Genomic DNA, 19190 nt, shown 5'->3' with positions numbered 1-19190 from the left:
ATTGACAAACTGGAGTGGTGTTCTGGCTCTCAGGAATGACGCTATATCGTAGCGCTTGAGGTTGGACAAGTACGGCGTGGTGTCGTCAATAATTTTCTTTTAAATCAATAGAGTTTAAGTAAGGAGTACTTTGCATATGTTGAACAAACAACGCGTTATTAAATCCGTTCTGGCTGCAGCATTACTGTCCGCTGGCACGATGGCGACTGCGGCGACGACTGTACCGGGCGGTACCGTTCACTTCACCGGCCAGATTGTCAACGCAGCCTGTGCAGTCAGCGCCGGTTCAACCGATCAGACTGTTAATCTGGGTCAATACCGCACGGCCAATTTCAAGGCTGTAGGTGACTATTCAGGTGCCGTACCGTTCAAAATCCAACTGCAGGATTGTGATACCTCTGTGTCTACCCAGGCTTCCGTGGCATTTAGCGGTACTGCTGCGGGTTCCGACGCGAATGTCTTGGCGGTGAGCAACATCAGCGGTGGCGCTTCTGGCTCTGCTACTGGCGTTGGTATTGAAATTGGAGACCACACTGGCAAGGTTCTGCCTCCTAACGGCAGCGTTTTCTCTACAGCCCAAACGCTGATTGATGGTGTTAACGTGCTGAACTTCACCGCGCGTTACAAAGCCACCGCAGCGAGCGTTACTCCAGGTCAGGCTGACGCAGACGCAACCTTCACCATGCAATACAACTAATAACGCGTTCTATTGTCCTCTCAGGCCGCCTGACGGCGGCCTTTTTAAGATGCAGGAGGCAAACTTGCAAATCAGACAGCTTGTCGCCGTTCTGGCACTTCTAAGCATGTCGGGAGGGAGTGCTTTGGCAGGAAATCGGCATCACGTCATTATTGATGGCGGTATGGTGCACTTACGGGGTGCCCTCACTGAAGCTGCCTGTTCGGTATCTACTGAAAGTGCTCATCAGATTATTGATATGGGGCAGTTTCGCAGCAATCAGTTTGGTGATTTAGGCAGTTTTGCTTCACCGGTTGAGTTCAATATTCGTCTGACAGAATGCAGCACTGCCGTCAGTAACACCGTCGGGGTGGCGTTTTATGGTGTGACGGATGGTAAGGATCCGCAGGTGTTGAAAGCCGGCGAAGGGGAGAATGCCGCTACAGGTGTTGGATTGGCGTTGTTTGACCGAAATGGTGTCATTATCCCGCCAAATACCCCGCCGCGTACAGGCATGGCTTTGCATGAAGGTGAAAATATCCTGCGTTTTATGGCGAGGTATCAAGCCACATCCCGACAGGTAGTTGCAGGGAATGCTGACGCATCGACATGGTTTGCGCTGACGTATCAATAAGCGGTGAAGGTCATTGTTTCGTTGTATTTACCTTATTCTGGATCATGGTGAGGTCTGTGTGTTGAATGCTCAATTGATGAAAAAAATGGCGGGCGTGATAACGCTTATATCGACATTGATGGTTTCCTCTTCTGCCTGGGCGGGAGGGATTGCTTTGGGGGCGACGCGCGTTATTTATCCCGCGGATGCCAAGCAAACCTCTCTGGCGGTAAACAATAGTGATAAGCAGGCCAGGTTTCTTATCCAAACGTGGGTCGAAAATGAGGCTGGAAATAAAACGGACGATTTTATCGTTACGCCGCCTCTCTTTGTCAGTAAGCCGGAAAGTGAAAATACACTGCGAATTATCTACAGTGGTGGAAAATTACCGGATGACCGTGAAACGCTGTATTGGCTAAACAGTAAAGCTATTCCGTCGGTTAATCGCGACGATATTAAGGGCAAGAATGTCTTGCAAATTGCGGTCTTGGCCAGAATTAAAATGTTTGTTCGCCCTGCGGGGTTGGCTGAAAAATCAGCGGATGCGCCGGGAATGCTGACATTTTCTCGCACCGGTAACAACCTGACTATCACTAACCCGTCACCTTTTTACGTGACGTTAGTGAATATGACGATGGGTGGGAAGAATGTGAATGTGGCCAATAAAATGGTTGCTCCTAAATCCAGCGCACAGCTTCCGCTGTTTAATGGTGCATCTGGCGCATTTACCTACCAAACAATTAACGACTACGGCGCAACGACGCCTGTAACGAAAGTTCAGGTGAATTAATTCGTATCATTGTTGTGCATTCAATTTAATTATCATTGCGTCGTCTGGTTAACAGGCTGGGGTAGTCATGGGTATTGACGTGACGGGCATGTCATACACATTGCTTCAGGTATTTAAGGAGTAATATATGCAGTATTTAAAACTGCCAATGCATTTCAGAAAAAATGCAGTGTGGATGAGCCTGTTCATGCTGCCTCGTATAAGTGTTGTCGGCGGTTTGCTGCTGGGCAGCGGTATGGCGTGTGCTGACACCTATTTTAACCCGTCATTCTTATCCAGCGATGCGAACAATGTGGCTGATTTGTCTCGTTTTGAGAAAGGGGAGCAACCGGTTGGGGTTTATCGTGTCGAGGTTTATCTTAACGACGAATATATCGGTACGCAGGATATGCGGTTTGATGCGGCAAAATCCGGCTCTGCAAACAAGGATGATACGGGGCTGATACCGTGTCTGAGTCGGGAGTGGTTGAGTCAGCGCAATGTTAATGTCGAAGCGGTGCCGGTATTGAGTGCCTTGAGCAAAGGACAGTGCGCTAATTTGCCGGCTGCTTTTGATAAAGCGTCAACGCGCTTTGAATTTGACAGCCAGCGCCTTTATGTCAGCGTCCCGCAAGCTGCATTGAAAAACAACGTACGTGGTTATATTCCTCCAGAGCAATGGGATAACGGTATCACGGCGGGGATGTTGAACTATGCCTTTTCAGGGAGCAATAGCCTCACGTCGGCCACGGGGACACGTTATAACAGTTATTTCTTGAATCTCAACAGCGGGTTGAACTTGGGGGCATGGCGCCTTCGAAATAACAGTACCTGGAATTACAGCGACAGTGGACGCTATCGCAACAGTGATTGGAAAAATGTCAGCACTTACCTTCAGCGAAGCATTGTGCCGCTTAAAGGAGAGTTGACTCTCGGTGACAGTTTTACCAACAGCGATGTGTTCGACAGCCTGAGCTTCAGAGGGGTTCAGCTGGCGACGGATGACAATATGTTGCCGGATAGCCAACGCGGGTTTGCGCCGACGGTACGGGGTGTGGCCAACAGTAATGCGCAGGTCACCATTAAACAGAACGGCTATGTCATCTATCAGTCTTACGTCCCACCAGGGGCTTTTGAAATTACTGACCTTTATCCAACCTCCACCAGTGGTGACCTGCAGGTGACGGTAAAGGAAAATAACGGCACCAGTAACCAATTTACCGTACCGTACTCTGCGGTGCCGATTTTGCAGCGTGAAGGGCGTGTCAAGTACGCGCTGACGGCGGGTAAATATCGCTCAGCATCAAACTTGCAAGATGAGCCTGACTTTTGGCAGGGGACTGTGCTGTGGGGGCTGCCGGCGGGGGTGACGCTGTATGGTGGTTCGCAATTTTCTGACAACTACCAATCCTATGCGTTCGGCGCAGGTAAAAACCTGGGGACATGGGGAGCGGTATCTGCGGATGTTACGCATGCGCGCAGCGTGTTGCCTGACGATAGCCATAAAGAAGGGCAATCATTGCGCTTCCTGTACGCCAAATCACTGAACGATTACGGAACCAACTTCCAGTTACTGGGTTATCGCTACTCGACCCAGGGTTTCTACACGCTCAATGAAACCAGCTACAAGCAGATGCAGGGTTATACCCTGAAAACGCAGGATGGTCCGGTCCCAACGGAGCCGGTAATTGAGGATTACCATAACCTGTACTACTCCAAGAAGGGGCGTATTCAGGTCAATATCAGTCAGCAAATTGGTACGGAAGGGTCCCTGTATCTGACGGGGAGTCGTCAGACTTACTGGCGTACCGGTGATACGGACCAGCTTTGGCAGGTGGGGTATAACGGCAGTTGGGAAGACATCAGTTATGGGCTTGACTGGTCGTGGAACCGTAACCCGGGCGTGCAAGGCACGGACAAGCGTCTGGCCTTCAATGTCTCCGTACCGCTGAGTCGCTGGTTGACCGGTGGTGGGAAGGCGAGAGATATCACCAATTCCAGCAATAGCGCGTATGCGACGTACTCAGCGACCCATGACAAAAGTGGTCGGGTATCCCAGCAGGCAGGCATTAACGGCACGTTATTGGCTGACAACAACCTGAACTACAGCGTGCAGCAAGGTTATACCACTAAAGGCGAAGGCGCCTCGGGCACGGCAAGTCTCAGCTACCAGGGACGTTATGGCAACAGCAATGTGGGATACAGCTACGGTAAACACTGGCAGCAGGTTAACTACGGCCTGAGTGGCGGTATCGTGGCCCATGCGGACGGCGTAACCCTTAGCCAACCACTGGGTGACACCAACGTGCTGGTGAAGGCGCCGGGTGCCGATGGCGTACGCGTGCAGAACGCCACGGGGGTCAGTACTGACTGGCGCGGTTATGCCGTGGTGCCTTATGCCACGACGTATCGTACCAACCGAATCTCGCTGGATACCACGACGCTGAAAGACAATGCCGACCTGGAGGATGCGGTACTGAATGTGGTGCCAACCAAAGGGGCGCTGGTACGGGCAAGCTTTGAGACACGTATCGGGGCACGGGCAAGAATTACGCTGACGCAGCGCAATGGCAAGCCGGTTCCGTTCGGCGCCATGGTGACGGACGAGGCGGGTAAAACCGGTATCGTCGGTGATAGCGGACAGGTATTCATGTCTGGTCTGGCCCCTCAGGGCAAGTTGCAGGTGATGTGGGGGCAGGCATCCAATCAGCAATGCGCGGTCAGCTATGCACTGGGTGAGGGCAGCGAGAAGCGCGGTATCAGCTATGCGCGGGCTGGGTGTGTGTAGAATGTTACGGAGACTGCAATGGGGTTTACTCAAGTATGTATGGTTTTTTCAATAAGCATTTATGAAACACCTAAGCGGGCTATTTAGGAGCACGTAATGATCAGATATTTTATTTTTTTGTTTTTCTTGATATCCAATACTGCGGTTGCGGTTACTTGCGTATCTAGCTGTAGTTTATCGAGTACATCTACTTTGGCTAATACCATATCTGCATCCGATAACTATGTGGGAAAAACATACAATTCATCCGTGGTGTATTTTCCAGCTCGAGCGCGTTTGCGTTGGAATCAAGGGGATGCAATGATTTGGGCTCGGTGGGCTGATGGAAATATCCCCTCACCTTACACGGCGCCGGTGAGTGAAACATTTCGCTCCATCGATGACTATATTGCTATTTCTTTTGCTGTACAGGATGATTGTGGAACAAGATATGTTCCATATAATGTTACTGCCTTGAGTCAAGGTGACTGTAACAGAAGGATTTATTATCAAGGCGAGGAAACGACAACTACTGATAGGGAATTTCATATTAGGGTCAAGTTAAGAAAGAAAATAGTTTCGGGAACATATTCTAAAAACATACCGGTTATGGTTCTTGGCGTCTGTCAGCCTAGAGGGTGCTCTAGTGCGCAGGCTGTTATTTCTAGAGTGTTCCTTAGTCTTAATATTACAGCTACTCAAACCTGCACCCTTAACGCCGGCCAGGTGATTAATATTGATTTCGGTAATATATCATCGGGAGCATTTACCACTACCGGTGCTCGTCCCGAAGGCGTCAATGACATTGTACGTAACGTTAACGTCAGTTGCGATAATATCGCACCCAACACAGCAATGACGGTGCGTTTACAAGCTGATAAAGTTAGCGGTAAAGCGGTTGTCACCAACACGAATAACGACGTGGGTTTTGTGGTGGCAGACGGCAATGGTACGGCCCTTACACCTAATAATTTGTCCAGTGTCATTCCATTTACACTGGACAGCTATGGTAATTCCAATGTCACTATTCGGGTGTACCCGGTTAGCGTGACTGGCAATAAACCGGCTGAGGGGCCAGTCACGTCTCAGGCTTATCTGCGTGTTGACTTCGCTTAACGGAAGGGGTGAGAAAATGAATGCTGATTTTAAACTTGGCTCTTCCTTGAAGAGGGGGGCTGGGCGCTGTCTTGGTGTGGTGTTATTGCCTGTGCTGTTTAGCGTTCAGCCGGTACAGGCCGATGTCGGTGCAGTGAATATTTATATGCGTGCCACCATCGTGTCCAACACCTGCACGGTCAGTGCCGGTTCAGTTAATAAGACTGTCAATATGGGCACTTGGGCGAGAAAACAATTTGCTGAAACAACGTCGCTTACCCCGTTGGTCAGCTTTACGATTAACCTGGAAAAATGCGGTCCGGCCGCGTCGGGGGTTAAGGTGACGTTTAACGGCACATCAGACGGTAACGGCCAATTGTTCAAACTGAATTCGGCCAGCTCGGCGTCCGGCGTGGGGGTGGCGATTTTGGATAAAGAGCGCAACCGGATCTTGCCGGGACAAAAAAGCATGCTTTACCCTTTGGTGGCCAATGCGGCCAGTGCAGTATTGCAATTTTACGCGCAATACGCGGCAACGGGCAGTGGAAGCGCTGTTGGGGCCGGTACCGCTAATGCGGACGCTACGTTTACCATGGAATACAGTTAATAGCTCATCAGTGACGGGTTCATTGTATGGCAATGAACCCGGTTGAGCCTCAGCATTAAAGACAGGTAATGGCTAAATAATCACACCATCAGCGAAATGTATTTGATGGTGTGATTGGAATAAATACGTGAGGATGGTAATCCATGAAAATACGTGTACTGACAGGCGTACTCCTGGCGGGGATTTCTGCTGGGGCGATGGCGGAAACAACGCCTTCCGGTTTTTATTTATCGGCAAAAGCCGGGGTATCTCAATTCCGCTCGTCGGAAAACGTCTTGAATAGCTCGGGCACGACGGTGAGTCAGCTTGCTTATGATGTAGACGCCTCGCATTTAGGTAATGCGTCAAAAACGGTATTTACGCCGGGCATTGCCCTGGGCTACCGTTTTGCTAACGAACTGGAGCAGCCGGTCCGTGTTGAGTTGGCATTCCAGCACTTTGGAAAATCCGATAAAGACTTTTCAGCGAGCTCGCAGGCAACGGGGTACTGGGGAGGGCAGACGAGTGGTGCTGTTACGCTGCCGACCGCCAACGATGTACGCCAATCAACCCGGGTAAGCACACTGATGGTGAATACCTATTATGACTATACCTTGGGGGGAGCTGTCACACCTTATCTGATGGCTGGCATTGGCGCTGCATTTGTGCGTAATACAGTTTCCAGTAACAGTAATGTGGCAGGTATTGCACTGAATAGTGGGGATTTCAGTAATCGTAAGACCAATCTGGCCTGGGCGCTGGGGGCGGGTGTTTCATGGGCTGCATCAGACAATGTGGCGCTTGAGATGGGTTATACCTTCACCAATGCCGGAGATATCAAGACAGCATACACTGCGCAAAATGGCATTAACGAAGGTCGGGGTGATATGCACACCAAGGTGCAACTCCATACCTTGCACGCCGGTGTGCGTTACCATTTTTAGTCCCTAATCTGAATTGATTGAGACTCGCGATGATATCAAGAGAACATGGAAGTTCAACAGGAACTATCACCGGCATTAGCTCTCGTGCCGTGATGCGTGCGTTGCTCTTTATGCTGACGTCATTGCTCATGGGGTGCCAAATTGCTGATGAGGGGCAATGGCGTGAAGAGCGAAGGGGCCCACAGGAGCATACCAACCGGTTACAGTTGTGTGGCACGGAGGTGGGTGAACTTGTACGCAAGCATTGTCAACGTCGCGCAGGGATGCAATGAGCCGTCGTACACGGTGGGTCAACTTTGGCATTATCGTCTGGGTTATGTTGGCGGCGAAAGAGACTCAAGCTGTCGAAAGCGCGCTTGCCGGGGCTTACACCAAGATGGCGTTGCTGTCGGTCAGTAATGATATCAATGCAGCTTCGTATCGCAGTGGGGCCGTGAAATACTCTCGCTACTCCCTACCTTGGCAATCTAAAGCTCGGCCGCTCTCAGAGAACAGGTCGTTAGCTGGAGGAATGAGAGTGAGTTGGCTTGATGTAGTCGATGTGCGCCGTGCAATTGAGCAGTACAACCATGATGGTCAGACGCTCTTTTATCACCCCCGTTGGTCAGCTAGTTCACTGAACGTAAATGGTCAGTTCTTGCAAGACATCAACCAGTCCTTGACCCTGAATTACAGCGGGAGCATTGGTTTACTTAAGTTTGAAAATCGCTCTCATATGTCAGGGACCCTAGGACAGGAGGCTTATTCTCTGGCTAAGGACAAGGGAATGGTAGGGACGACAAGCGACATTTTGCAGGTCTCTCCTTCAACCGGGGTGACATACCAATATCGGCGGATGAACGGGGATGCGTTGACACTGGATGGTCGCTTGTCCTGGCATGCACTGTTTCCGGTCGGTGGCGAGCGGGATAGTGTAAAGGCCGGGGCGGATACCGGTACCTGGTCTTTACGTGCGGAATACCGTTTCGCTCAGGCTTTTCTGGTGGCGGCAACCCCTGTCGACATACTGCTGTCGGAACAACCGGGTGGGTTTTGGGGTAAAGGCTATCGTGACCTTAATTTTGGCTTTATCTCGGAAACGGCGTTGGCGGCAGAAGCACCGGTCAGGGTCTTAGGAGCTGCCTACCGAGTTCGGGTTGGCGCAGGCTGGCTGAAAAACGACAAAGGTACCGGCATGTCTATTATTGTCAATCTTCGATAAGGCGCTCTTTCATACGTAATAAGGTATTGAGCGACGGCTGTTGGAAATGGGTGATACGAAATATGAAAAGTGCATTACCTTGTTTGAATGAAGGTTTAATGAAATAAACTGTTCGCCTTTTTACCAAGTGTGCTGGTGCTTTTGGATATATAACAATTCTAATTCTTTCATCTTGTGACGTAAGTGATTTACCAGGAGGCTTTTATGTGGGAGGTTATTATCGCTGGTGTGATGCTGATTTTCTCTGCCTTTTGCCTTTTTAAACATTGCAGTGCAACAAGACGTCGAAAGTTAAATGCATTTCATCGTCAAAAAAGATAATGGCATGCTTTTTTGTTAACCGCGCACGTGATGTGCTTGTGAGTGACTGTGTTTAGAGATTAACTCATTAAGGATGTGTGGTGTTGAGTGATGGGCAGGGTGTTGATTTGTCCATGATGACCGCTGTCATGCATATGGACTTAAGGAAAGATGGGTTTCCTTATTATGTTGACATGTTTTATCGGGCTGGTGTTATTAACTGCATTCATTTTTTGCTACCTGCGCGACGCGTGTATGAAACATGCCGAGGAGTGGTAAAAATAGATGCGCCGGTATGGCTGTCGAGAAGTAATGGGCGAAAGTCGTTTGATGAGCATGCCGTGTATCTTTTGCATGATGTGAATGAGGTGTCCGTCAAAAACTTTCGCCAATACGTACTTGCACTTTGGTTGGCAGGCGTATCTGCCTATTCGGTGGATGTTATTTCTCGGCAGGTCACCTATTACAGTGATGTTGATGAGGTCGTGCCAAAATTTAATGGGGCAGCCCGTAGCATCCACCGCTGATAATTATCAAGTGAGTACGACCTAAATACCTAGGGTTTTGTATCGCATCTGTTTTGTGCCTTCCGTGAAAAGATTGGCATAAGGCGGTTACACCATGACGTGATAATGACAAGGCACCCGGCGGGGGATAAATGAAAACACCCAATGACATTAAAAAGGCGCATTGCTCTCGCTCTGGCGCGGAAAGCACCCCACGGATACGGGTACACGCACAACAAAGCAATCATGGGGGGTATGACTTGCCGCCGAGTTTGGCGCATTTGCCGGCAATGCCGCTGTATTTGGCTGTCGCTTATCTGGGGATGTTAAAGCGCGCCCCCTTGTCGCGGTTAGAGGTGGCTCAGGCATTTGGGCTGGATACACGCAGAGCTCTGGAGGTGATGCGTTATCTGGCCAGTGGAAAAACCTGCGTGGCCTGTGAACGGGTTCCCTTGCATCCGGGCGAGTTTGGCAAGGGTTACCGCCTGCGCATTGACGCCATTGGTGAACCCCAGAAAAGTTTTGTGGGAATGCGCAAGGAAACGGCGGAGGACGGTCATCGTTCTCAGTCTGAGGTTGTTCCGGCTTCTCGCGGCAGAAGGGGGCAGGCACGCCGCCGCCCTCGCTTGAGTGACGAGTTGGCACATCAGTCCTTGCGGCGTTGGTTCTTACGCCGCCCGAATACCGACGAGCAGTGAATGAGAGAGGCGGGATGTGTTTACGACACTTCTGGTGGCACTGACGGTGCTGTTGATGCTGTGGGTGGGTGTCACGGCACTGCTGATTGGCGGAATGTGGGTATTGCCCCCTTTGTACCCACCACCACAGGCCGCGTCCACGTTTTGGGCGTGGCACTTCCTGCGTGGTGGTCATGGGGTGTGCGGGACGCTACGTATCGGGGGCGTGCTGGCGGCCATCGTCTGGTGGTGTCGGACAGCGGGTTTTTCCGTATCTCCACAGAGTCAGAATGCACTGGTTCTGTTGATGAGCCTGGCCGCTTTGGTGGCGTTGTTTAATGCCGGTCGCCGTGCCGAGCTGTCTTCAGTGGGAGAGGTGGTGTTTTGCGGGGCATTGGGGGCGGCCTGGATGGTGACGTTGGGGGCAGGGCTTTACTGGCTGCTTTTCCCGTGACGGGGTGAATGGTGCCACACATTGTATTGATTGTATGCCACTAAGCGTGAGAGGCGTGGACAATGGTAGATATTCAAAATAACCGGCAGCCTTCCGAGGGGGGCGTGCCGGGCAATTCACTGTTTAACGATGCGACCGATTGGCTTGTGGTGCATGTTGATGCCTGCTGTTATGGCCGAGCAGGGTTACAGTTCGCATTGGAACATCTCCCCTTTGCCGCGGGCAGGAAGTGCGTTGTCGGCGCCAGTTCACTGGACGAGGCCTTACGTGTAACGCGTCCCTACGCGTTCAAGGGGCGAACAGTTCGATGTCTGGTGGTGCGGTTGCCTTCCCTGGCGCGTGAGGCGCTGATTACCCTGTTGCAGCTCAGTGAGGTGATGCAGCATGACGTTGTACGTTATCACCAGGTCGTGGTGCTGTCACCGTTCGATACCGTGGCCGTACAGCGTCTGGTGACCATCATGGGCATGGCTGATGCGCGCGTTGTCGATGCGCGACTTTCCCCGTTGACATTATGCAATGCCGTACTGTTTGCGCCGGAAAAATGGATGGCTGAAGGCTGGTGCTTGAGTCAGGTCCTGACAGAGCGCGAAAGGAATGCCCTGCGTCAATCACTGCAGTTCTGGCCTATACCGATGCAGGCCAGGCTACGCCAGGTGAGTCCGAAAACCGTATACAGTCAGCGATTTCGGGCGCTGATGAAACTCGGAGTACAGGATATACGCACCCTGCTGAATCTTCTTGTCCCTGGTTGTAAGGGGCATATGGCGGAGGGAGGCCTGTGCATGGGCGTGAACATGCAACTGGCCGCACGCGGGCGACGCTGGCGATGAGTGGATGGGGGACATTCTTGGCAATGGCAGGCGGTATCGTGATGGTTTTTTTACTCCGAGATATGAGCGAAGTACTCTCTCGACATCTACGAATGTTCGTGAAGGTATTTATCGGTGAATAGCTGAAGGGAATGAAAGGGGCATTGAGGAATTCCGTCAGGCAGCGATTCGCTGCCAGGAAAAGCGTGGCCACAGGGTGGCTTATTTAAAATGGACGTCACAGGAGTGATAATGATGAAAAGTAATAAATTGATGGGTGCATTGATGGGCGTGGCGCTGATGAGCGTGTGCGGTATGGCTTCGGCGCAGGAGCACGGTGGCGATGCTGTTGCTGTGGTCAACGCTGCCAAAATCAGCTTCCAGAAGCAGTGCAAGGTGGAGCGTGTCAGTGCAACCAAAACCAAAATGGTGTGTCGTTATACCAACTATAAATTCTAACTAGCGATAATGGTTATCCTCCCCCGGAGGATAACCGTGAGTGCCAATGACGTTTAATCTACTCAGCTCATGAAAGTGATGAGCGTTCCGAAGACTTTCCGACATTTCACGAGAGGTCACAATGAAGTGGGTCTTGAAAGCATTATCGGGTGGCGCGATGTTATTGGGCGCCGCGGCTTTTGTTGTGCCGGTCAATGCGCTGGAGCTTGAGTATAAGGCTCCGGAGCCGGATAGGCTTCAAACGCCGACAGCGCCGAGAATACCTGAAGAATCAAAATCAGTACCAGATGATAAGTGGCGGGAAAGTCAGCGCTCAGAAAAGAAGGGGGGATTTAGAATCGAAACGGAATGTGAACATCAGGGATGTACCCGGCCATTATCACCACCCAGAAACAATCGGTTTAATGCACCAGTAAAGAAAACGGATCGCCTTCGCCAAACCGATCCGTATTCTACCAATCAGGATCCAGAATACAACATACAGATGGGGTATGAATGGTAAATTACCAGGGAATTATTGGAGGTTATTTTTTTGCAGGGATCGCATCAGGGTAAATGATGCTCGTTACTCGCCTCCCTGGTTGGCCGGAGGCCACAAGTTTCTTCGTGTTAATATTATAATCAATTCTTGCTGCAGCAAGCGTGTTGTTGTTATTACGAACAAATGCATCGCCGCTAAGTGTTAAAGTGCCCTTTTTTATCACGTATCTGAGGTGCTTAGACCTGCCGGTAAATGGGGAGCCATCTTCGAGCTTTCCTCGATACGTTATAGGGGCACCGTTTGCGGTAATAAAGATATTGTTTGGATCGGCCTGATGGTATGTTGCACGTTCGGCATCTATCACCATATCGCCATTGACAATGTGGACATTTCCAATGGCCTGCACGTCACCATTAGCAAGCACTAATTGCTTGTCTGAATTGATAGTATAACCTTTAGAGCGATTGTCAGCACCATAAAGCACAGAGGGGAGGATACAGGTTAGTAATAACAGGTGTCTTTTAGTCATAAATCACCATGATAGAATTATCAATATCAGATAAAATATCGCTATACAATCAGTAGTCATGCACCCGTTATGTAACGCATCATAAGGATGTGGCTCATTGTCCCTTATTTGTTTTTTTCTTTATCCCCTCAACCTGTCCCGGCATAGTGATCTCACCTGACATTCTAATCAGAACACCGGCTTAAACTGGCGTAATAAAGTCAGGACATCGGGAACACCCAATTTCAATAATGCACGAGTACGTTGCGAATAAATGGTTTTGGCACTGACCCGCGCCTGGCGAGCCTGTATGTAAATTGGCATCCCATGCAGAGTATTGCTCAACACATCGCGTTCTCGTTGAGACAATACATTGTGCGGCTCACGATATAAAACCTCATCTATGTTGCCTATCTCACTCATTGTGGGTATGGCAGTCTGGTACAACATCGACAACGAACATCTCGGCCCTATTACCCGCACTGAGCTGCACATCTCGATATGTGCCAGCGCCTGGCGTACAATATTAAGTGCTGCATTCGATACCACCACCACACGGGTAAACCGTGCCATGCGGCATCTTCCTAATTGCAGTAACACCTGCAGTGCCTCCTGCGCTGGCTTGGGCAAGCGGAGCACCAGACTCGAGGGCGGTGAAATCATCCCGGGATGGGCTACCAGCATCGATAACACCTCTGTCAGCGTCTCTTTAGCTACCACTCGCGCCACGGCAGGGTGATTGTGCATGGCTTCCTTCATTCCTTCGCGGCCAAAGTAACACGCATCAACTATCGTCACCTGCCAGCAGGCGCCAGGGAATGCCTCTTCATCGCTCGTCTTAACGTAATTACGCGGTATTTCCGTTTTATCTTCTGGGGTCTGCAGATACACTTCCATTAAAACTTCCTCACATTGTTCGAAATCGTTGCTATTCACTCAACAACGCCTCCTTTAGCAGCGCCATCTCTTCGACCCTCTATACTTTACTTTCACGCTCACAGATATAGGCTCTCAGGCAAAATCAGCTTGACCCTCTGAACACTTTCACCTGAGATTACCGTTACTCTCCACAGTGCAATACTGTGGTTAAGCTGCCTATATACACCTGAGAATGCATCACTCCACGTTTGGTCGTTGCAAAAACCAGCGGCGCATATCCTGATATGCGCGCCCTCTTTCGTGAGGAGATAGGAGGTTATCAATCCTGTCTTTGTGCATGTGCGCTGCTTCACTGGATATTGGATTGAAGACAGATCCACCCTCATTGCCAGGAAGGCCCACCCTAGAGGATATTGCGTGCACCTGAATGCGATACCCTTGTTCTTCCGCCCCGGGCAACGGTGGCAAACGTGTACACATCACCCCCACTTTGACATTGAACAAGTAGCGCATCACTTCAAGTGCACGCCGTGTGCTGATGCGAAACTCAGCACTGATGGTTTGACGCGATACCGGCGCATGCATCAGTAAGACGTAATGCGCCACTGCCAAATGGAGCGGCATCGAGGGGAAGTGCGTCAGAGCGGCCGGTAAGCGATAATCCTCATGGTTGCGTTGGCGAGCCTTAACTCGCACTGTTTGCTCATGGATGTCGTTACTTTCCTTTATTTGTAAACACCGGTTGTCAGTATTACTTTGTTTCATCAGATATATTCCTCTATGACTGAGTAAAAGTTGCCTGCAAGCTGTGCATGAAAGCGCCATGGCGCTATGCATGAAATACATCACCACTGAAAGTTAATGCTGCAATTTTGGTGAAAAGTAATAACCAATATTTTTAATGGAAATATGCGTATTAGGGGCATAAGCGATAGACACGAAAACTCCCAGATTCAAGTATAGTGGCGTCGTCAGTGAGTTAATGTGTTATGCCGGAAATCATTAATCATAGAGCCTTGGTACATGCCTTGCTAAAGTTGCACTCTGTTTCATCGATACCCCTTCTCGGCGTGAAGTGCGTCGCCCTCCTCCTTCTGCAATAGGGGGTATTGGGTCTTAATAAATTTATATTGTTTTTAAAAAATATAAGGATCATGATATCGTAAAGTGATTAATTATGGGCCCCATTAGTCGGTGTATTTTATAATGTCCCCCGGTTGACAATTTAGTGCTCTACAGATGGCCTCTAGGGTGCTAAACCGGACGGCCTTTGCTTTTCCACTGTTCAGTATGGAAAGGTTGGCTTCCGTAATCCCAATTATTTCGGCCAATTCTTTTGACTTCATTTTTCTTTCTTTCAAAAGGGTATCTAATGTGATAACAATCGGCATGGTTAAATCACCAACTCACTTTCCTCTTCTAGCATCCTTCCTTTTTCAAATATAAAGCTCAAGGAAAGCACTCCCCCTCCCAATAGTAACTGTTGTAAACTGTATAATTCTGTATTGACTACCGATAGAAAATCGGCGTTCCATTTATCAGTGGCGGAGTCAAAAAATACACGAAAAAAAAGATTAAATGAATACCCAAGGGTGAGAGCCAGACCTATGTCTCTTATATTTTTGATCCGCGATTTTGTAAACAGTTCTCCCTTGCGCACGCCTTTGGAGAACATAAACATTTGGAGGAGAACAAAAAAAATGACTAGATTATCAATGATGAACGAGAGGTTATCCCCGAGTGTCGATCTTATTATACCTGCATCTGGAGGGAAGGAGGAGGTATCTTCCCCGAAATAAAACAGCAAATAGCCACACATAACGGGGAGCGTGCCCATTAGAAACAACAAAATGATTTCCAGGCACCGGCACAACCGGATATGAATTTTACGCGAGTGCGAAAGCGTGTTCATGCGCATTTTCTCCTGATGACTGATTTTATGATGTTATCATTATTGTTTTTCAGTAATTCGTCAAGGGTAATTATCGAAAAACAGCAATTATTTCTCTGTGAAAGCATGAGGATTGCCCCAGGTCATTGATTTGTTGGCCATGATGGAGGCGTTACCCATTGCCTTCCCTGACGGGACAGGTAGCTTCACGGACATGACAATGTGGCCTGTTGCTGATTTACACGCTGATGAACCAAAATCGATACCTGTAATGCGATTATAATTCCGAAGTTATCAGTACTCGTCCCGTTAGCAGATGTGGCAGGGACCATCTGCTAATGGGATGACAAGTCGCTTGCGGGTACTACCTGTGAAGTGATCTTGACGATGTCTTGGGGCTTGGACAATACAATAAAGAAGGGGGAGAAAAACGAACTGTTGCATGTCCGTTACGCGCGTAGCGTCACAAATTTACATCACTTGAGAAAAAGTACTTTTCAAAGTTACATACTTTGTTACGTTTGGTTAGGAGGATTCTTATAACCACACCAAAAGTGAGTGTAATGATGAAGCGTAACTATTTGACCGGGGAAGAAGTGCGGAATTTGTTGTTGACGATTTCCAGGGAGAAGGTGTCGTATCGCGATTACTGTATGGTGAGCATGGCCTTTTTGCATGGCCTGAGAGTGAGTGAGTTGACCGGGCTGAGGGTGGCGGATTATGACCCTTTGTCGAAGAAGATACATATAAGACGTTTGAAGGGTGGGTTAAGTACCAGTCATCCGCTATTACCGGAAGAGAGCGCGGCGCTGGAGCAGTGGCTGGTTGAGCGCGCGACTTTTCCAGGGCATGCGTTGCCATGGCTATTTTTGTCACGACAGGGAAAGCGTCTTTCTCGGCAGCGCTTTTATCAGTTGCTAAAAAATTACGGCCAAAAGGCCCATCTCCCTTTGCCCATTCACCCCCACATGCTGCGTCATGCCTGCGGGTATAATCTTGCTGAGCGTGGCAATGACACACGATTGATTCAGGATTATCTGGGGCACCGCAATATCCGGCATACGGTATTGTATACCGCTGCAAATGCAGAGCGTTTTAGCAGGGCCTGGCTCAAAGAAAATGAAGGAGCGCCTGTTTCTCCGCTAGTATGACGCGGATTGAAATTTTCCAATATCATATTGGTGTATTTAAAAACTCCCGATATTTTCTGCCAATCTGGGGGGGCATCGCGTGTGCCCCGATTTATGACCGAACCAAAAAAAAGCCCGAGAGTGGGGGCTCATCGGGCGAATGGCTTCTCAAAAGATACATCATCGTTTTTGTAGAGCGCGGGGATCATGTCAACGGGAGGATGTTTATGTCAATTAAATAATGCTTATCAATTTTTTATGACATGGTGAATGGCATCGCGGCTTATACTGTCGTGTTAACGGTATTGTCGTTATATGAGTTGCCGCAAAAAAGTGACAAGATAATTGATTCCACAGTGCTTGCAATCTGTTGTATTTTGCGGCAGGTTAAATTTGTGTGAACGGATAAGTGAATACCTCGCTTGCGACAAACACGGTGCTATCCGCTTTACAAGCGAAGGCACGCAATATGCTTTCGTTCCTGTCAATGTTTTCCATTGATTTTCCATTGGTTTCATTGAATTGTTAATTTGTTTCATACATATCTTTGGGCATGAATGTGGGAGTTGGATTGCATGAATGAATTTGTCAATGCCGTCAATGGCGTGATTTGGAGCCAGGCGCTCATTTATCTGTGTTTGGGAACCGGCCTTTATTTTTCTTTGCGTACCCGCTTTTTGCAGTTGCGTCATCTGAAAGGGATGGTGCGTTTGATATTCCAGGGCAAAGCGAATGCCGCCGGGGTTTCTTCATTCCAGGCGTTATCCATGACGCTGGCCGGGCGAGTGGGAACCGGTAATATTGCCGGGGTAGCGACCGCCATCACTTTCGGTGGCCCGGGTGCATTGTTCTGGATGTGGATGGTCGCGTTTCTGGGGGCCAGTTCAGCTTTTGTAGAGTCAACATTGGGTCAGGTTTATAAAGAGAAGTTGGATGGTGAGTATCGTGGCGGCCCTGCCTTCTATATTGAGAAAGGGCTGGGCATGAAGTGGTACGCTTGGATTTTTGCCCTAGCCACCATTTTCTCTTGCGGCGTGTTGCTACCGGGCGTACAGGCCAACTCCATCGGGGCCAGTCTGGATATTGCGTTCGGTATCAGCCCGAATGTCACGGCAGCCCTCATTGCCCTGCTGCTGGGGTTCATTATCTTCGGTGGGGTAAAGCGTATTGCGAGCTTTGCCGGTACCGTGGTGCCGTTCATGGCGCTGGGCTACATCATCGTGGCCTGCGTGATTGTGGCGCTCAATATTGACCAACTGCCGGGTGTGATTTTGCTGGTCTGGAAAAGTGCGTTTGGTCTTGATGCCGGATTCGGCGCTATCCTGGGACTGGCCATCATGTGGGGCGTGAAGCGGGGAGTGTATTCTAACGAAGCCGCACAGGGGACAGGACCGCATGCATCATCCGCTGCTGCCGTCAGTCATCCTGCCAAACAGGGGTTGGTACAGGCGTTCTCGGTCTATATCGATACCCTGTTTGTTTGCTCTGCCACCGGCTTTATGCTGTTGATTACCGGCCTGTACAACGTTCAGGGCGCGGACGGCGCGGCGCTCTATACGGGAATTGCCGGTGTTGCTGCGGGTCCCGGTTACGTGCAAACCGCGATGGAAAGCATGATGCCTGGTTTTGGTAGCTATTTCGTTGCTATTGCGCTTTTCTTCTTCGCGTTTACGACCATCGTGGCTTACTACTATATTGCCGAAACCAATGTTGCCTACCTCAATCGTAAGATACATCGCCCCTGGCTGACCTTCGTACTGAAAATCGGGCTGATGGCCTCGGCCGTTTACGGCACGGTCAAGACGGCGGATTTGGCATGGGGGTTGGGTGATATCGGTGTGGGGTTGATGGCGTGGCTGAACATCATCGCCATTTTGCTACTGCGTAAGACGGCGTTTACTTGCCTGAAGGATTACGAAGCGCAACTGGCGAAGGGAGAAGATCCGGTGTTTCATCCGGAGACGTTGGGGATTAAGCGGGCGGACTACTGGGTGGACAACCGTACCGAGGTGAATCGGATACGTGAATCGACAGGCAACATTGATGAGAACGCGGGGCTGTCCGGTCGATAGCGCCTGCAAAATATCTGTCAAAGTCCAAAATTAGACAATGAACACAAACCCGCTGCGGCCGTTTTTTTTTACGCCTAAGGCCCGACTCAGCACCAAAAGGTGAAGGGCAGTGAAGAGCGGGGAGATGCGTGTTAACCATATAACATTATGAATATAAATAAAAAAATGGATTGGTGAAGAGGGTGCACAGTTTTGGTGTAAATCTTTTTTGGCGAGTAATTGCAGGAAAAGGAAAGTGAGGTTGAGGGGATTTTGTGCTTGTTATCCTGGCATGGTTATATTTGTATAATCGTGTGTATAAGAAATTGTGTTGTTTTGTTTTTTATTATTAATATCAATAAATTAAATTTAAATATTTATTCCTATTATC

At 49.5% G+C, this 19190-nt stretch carries 21 protein-coding genes; 16 read left to right on the top strand and 5 right to left on the bottom strand.

From position 1 onward, the window contains the following. Positions 1 to 136 precede the first annotated feature (136 nt). From fimA to WCL58_RS24995, 14 genes are all read left to right on the top strand, one after another. On the top strand, positions 137 to 697 hold the full coding sequence (gene fimA / locus WCL58_RS25060) for a type 1 fimbrial major subunit FimA (protein WP_311265719.1): 561 nt from the start codon (positions 137 to 139) through the stop codon (positions 695 to 697). Positions 698 to 803: 106 nt separating this feature from the next. Continuing rightward, the gene (locus tag WCL58_RS25055; RefSeq protein ID WP_443005336.1) at positions 804 to 1310 is read left to right on the top strand and encodes a fimbrial protein; all 507 of its coding nucleotides are present in this window, start codon (positions 804 to 806) and stop codon (positions 1308 to 1310) included. A gap of 76 nt (positions 1311 to 1386) precedes the next feature. After that, complete coding sequence (gene fimC / locus WCL58_RS25050) at positions 1387 to 2079, top strand: type 1 fimbria chaperone FimC (protein WP_443005335.1); 693 nt, start codon at positions 1387 to 1389, stop codon at positions 2077 to 2079. Positions 2080 to 2206: 127 nt separating this feature from the next. Beyond that, positions 2207 to 4846 carry a fimbrial biogenesis usher protein gene (locus tag WCL58_RS25045; RefSeq protein ID WP_336851742.1) on the top strand — a complete coding sequence of 880 codons (2640 nt, stop codon included), beginning with the start codon at positions 2207 to 2209 and terminating at the stop codon, positions 4844 to 4846. Between the two features lie 96 nt (positions 4847 to 4942). After that, positions 4943 to 5941: a fimbrial protein gene (locus tag WCL58_RS25040; protein WP_336851741.1), complete on the top strand. Its 999-nt coding sequence runs from the start codon at positions 4943 to 4945 to the stop codon at positions 5939 to 5941. A gap of 16 nt (positions 5942 to 5957) precedes the next feature. Then, a complete protein-coding gene (locus tag WCL58_RS25035) occupies positions 5958 to 6527 on the top strand; it encodes a fimbrial protein (RefSeq protein ID WP_311265723.1) in 570 nt (189 codons plus the stop codon). Between the two features lie 143 nt (positions 6528 to 6670). Further along, entirely contained in the window at positions 6671 to 7450 is a 780-nt protein-coding gene (locus WCL58_RS25030; RefSeq protein ID WP_311265724.1) for an outer membrane protein, read from the top strand. A 268-nt stretch (positions 7451 to 7718) separates the two neighbouring features. Then, positions 7719 to 8651: a hypothetical protein gene (locus WCL58_RS25025; RefSeq protein WP_336851740.1), complete on the top strand. Its 933-nt coding sequence runs from the start codon at positions 7719 to 7721 to the stop codon at positions 8649 to 8651. 404 nt (positions 8652 to 9055) lie between these two features. Beyond that, positions 9056 to 9478 carry a hypothetical protein gene (locus tag WCL58_RS25020; protein WP_336851739.1) on the top strand — a complete coding sequence of 141 codons (423 nt, stop codon included), beginning with the start codon at positions 9056 to 9058 and terminating at the stop codon, positions 9476 to 9478. Positions 9479 to 9609: 131 nt separating this feature from the next. Next, positions 9610 to 10155 (top strand): CaiF/GrlA family transcriptional regulator, encoded by a 546-nt coding sequence (locus WCL58_RS25015; RefSeq protein ID WP_336851738.1) that lies wholly within the window; start codon positions 9610 to 9612, stop codon positions 10153 to 10155. Positions 10156 to 10171: 16 nt separating this feature from the next. Next, complete coding sequence (locus WCL58_RS25010; RefSeq protein WP_311265728.1) at positions 10172 to 10588, top strand: hypothetical protein; 417 nt, start codon at positions 10172 to 10174, stop codon at positions 10586 to 10588. Positions 10589 to 10650: 62 nt separating this feature from the next. Continuing rightward, entirely contained in the window at positions 10651 to 11421 is a 771-nt protein-coding gene (locus WCL58_RS25005; protein ID WP_311265729.1) for a hypothetical protein, read from the top strand. 231 nt (positions 11422 to 11652) lie between these two features. Next, the gene (locus WCL58_RS25000) at positions 11653 to 11859 is read left to right on the top strand and encodes a hypothetical protein (RefSeq protein WP_336851737.1); all 207 of its coding nucleotides are present in this window, start codon (positions 11653 to 11655) and stop codon (positions 11857 to 11859) included. A gap of 121 nt (positions 11860 to 11980) precedes the next feature. Then, positions 11981 to 12361, top strand: a complete 381-nt coding sequence (locus tag WCL58_RS24995; protein WP_336851736.1) for a hypothetical protein — start codon at positions 11981 to 11983, stop codon at positions 12359 to 12361. A 22-nt stretch (positions 12362 to 12383) separates the two neighbouring features. On the opposite strand, the gene lptA is transcribed toward WCL58_RS24995, so the two are convergent. The 5 genes from lptA to WCL58_RS24970 all read right to left on the bottom strand — a co-directional run bounded on the left by lptA (position 12384) and on the right by WCL58_RS24970 (position 15639). Further along, the gene (lptA, locus tag WCL58_RS24990) at positions 12384 to 12869 is read right to left on the bottom strand and encodes a lipopolysaccharide transport periplasmic protein LptA (protein ID WP_336851735.1); all 486 of its coding nucleotides are present in this window, start codon (positions 12867 to 12869) and stop codon (positions 12384 to 12386) included. A gap of 168 nt (positions 12870 to 13037) precedes the next feature. Beyond that, positions 13038 to 13784 (bottom strand): LuxR C-terminal-related transcriptional regulator, encoded by a 747-nt coding sequence (locus WCL58_RS24985; protein ID WP_311265733.1) that lies wholly within the window; start codon positions 13782 to 13784, stop codon positions 13038 to 13040. Between the two features lie 180 nt (positions 13785 to 13964). Further along, positions 13965 to 14492, bottom strand: a complete 528-nt coding sequence (locus WCL58_RS24980; RefSeq protein WP_336851734.1) for a CaiF/GrlA family transcriptional regulator — start codon at positions 14490 to 14492, stop codon at positions 13965 to 13967. A 422-nt stretch (positions 14493 to 14914) separates the two neighbouring features. Further along, positions 14915 to 15118 carry a helix-turn-helix domain-containing protein gene (locus WCL58_RS24975; protein WP_336851733.1) on the bottom strand — a complete coding sequence of 68 codons (204 nt, stop codon included), beginning with the start codon at positions 15116 to 15118 and terminating at the stop codon, positions 14915 to 14917. Positions 15119 to 15120: 2 nt separating this feature from the next. Beyond that, positions 15121 to 15639 carry a DUF2975 domain-containing protein gene (locus WCL58_RS24970; RefSeq protein ID WP_311265736.1) on the bottom strand — a complete coding sequence of 173 codons (519 nt, stop codon included), beginning with the start codon at positions 15637 to 15639 and terminating at the stop codon, positions 15121 to 15123. A gap of 542 nt (positions 15640 to 16181) precedes the next feature. Between WCL58_RS24970 and WCL58_RS24965 the strand changes: the two genes are divergently transcribed. Together WCL58_RS24965 and WCL58_RS24960 are read left to right on the top strand one after the other, a co-directional pair. Next, complete coding sequence (locus WCL58_RS24965) at positions 16182 to 16769, top strand: tyrosine-type DNA invertase (protein WP_311265737.1); 588 nt, start codon at positions 16182 to 16184, stop codon at positions 16767 to 16769. Between the two features lie 554 nt (positions 16770 to 17323). Then, positions 17324 to 18820, top strand: coding sequence for an alanine/glycine:cation symporter family protein (locus WCL58_RS24960; protein ID WP_311265738.1), 1497 nt, complete (start codon positions 17324 to 17326; stop codon positions 18818 to 18820). Positions 18821 to 19190: the final 370 nt, after the last annotated feature.

This window comes from Serratia sp. TMDUHS_CL, assembly GCF_037137105.1.
Classification (GTDB): Bacteria; Pseudomonadota; Gammaproteobacteria; order Enterobacterales; family Enterobacteriaceae; genus Serratia; species Serratia nevei.
This window is presented reverse-complemented; position numbering and strand designations above follow the sequence as displayed.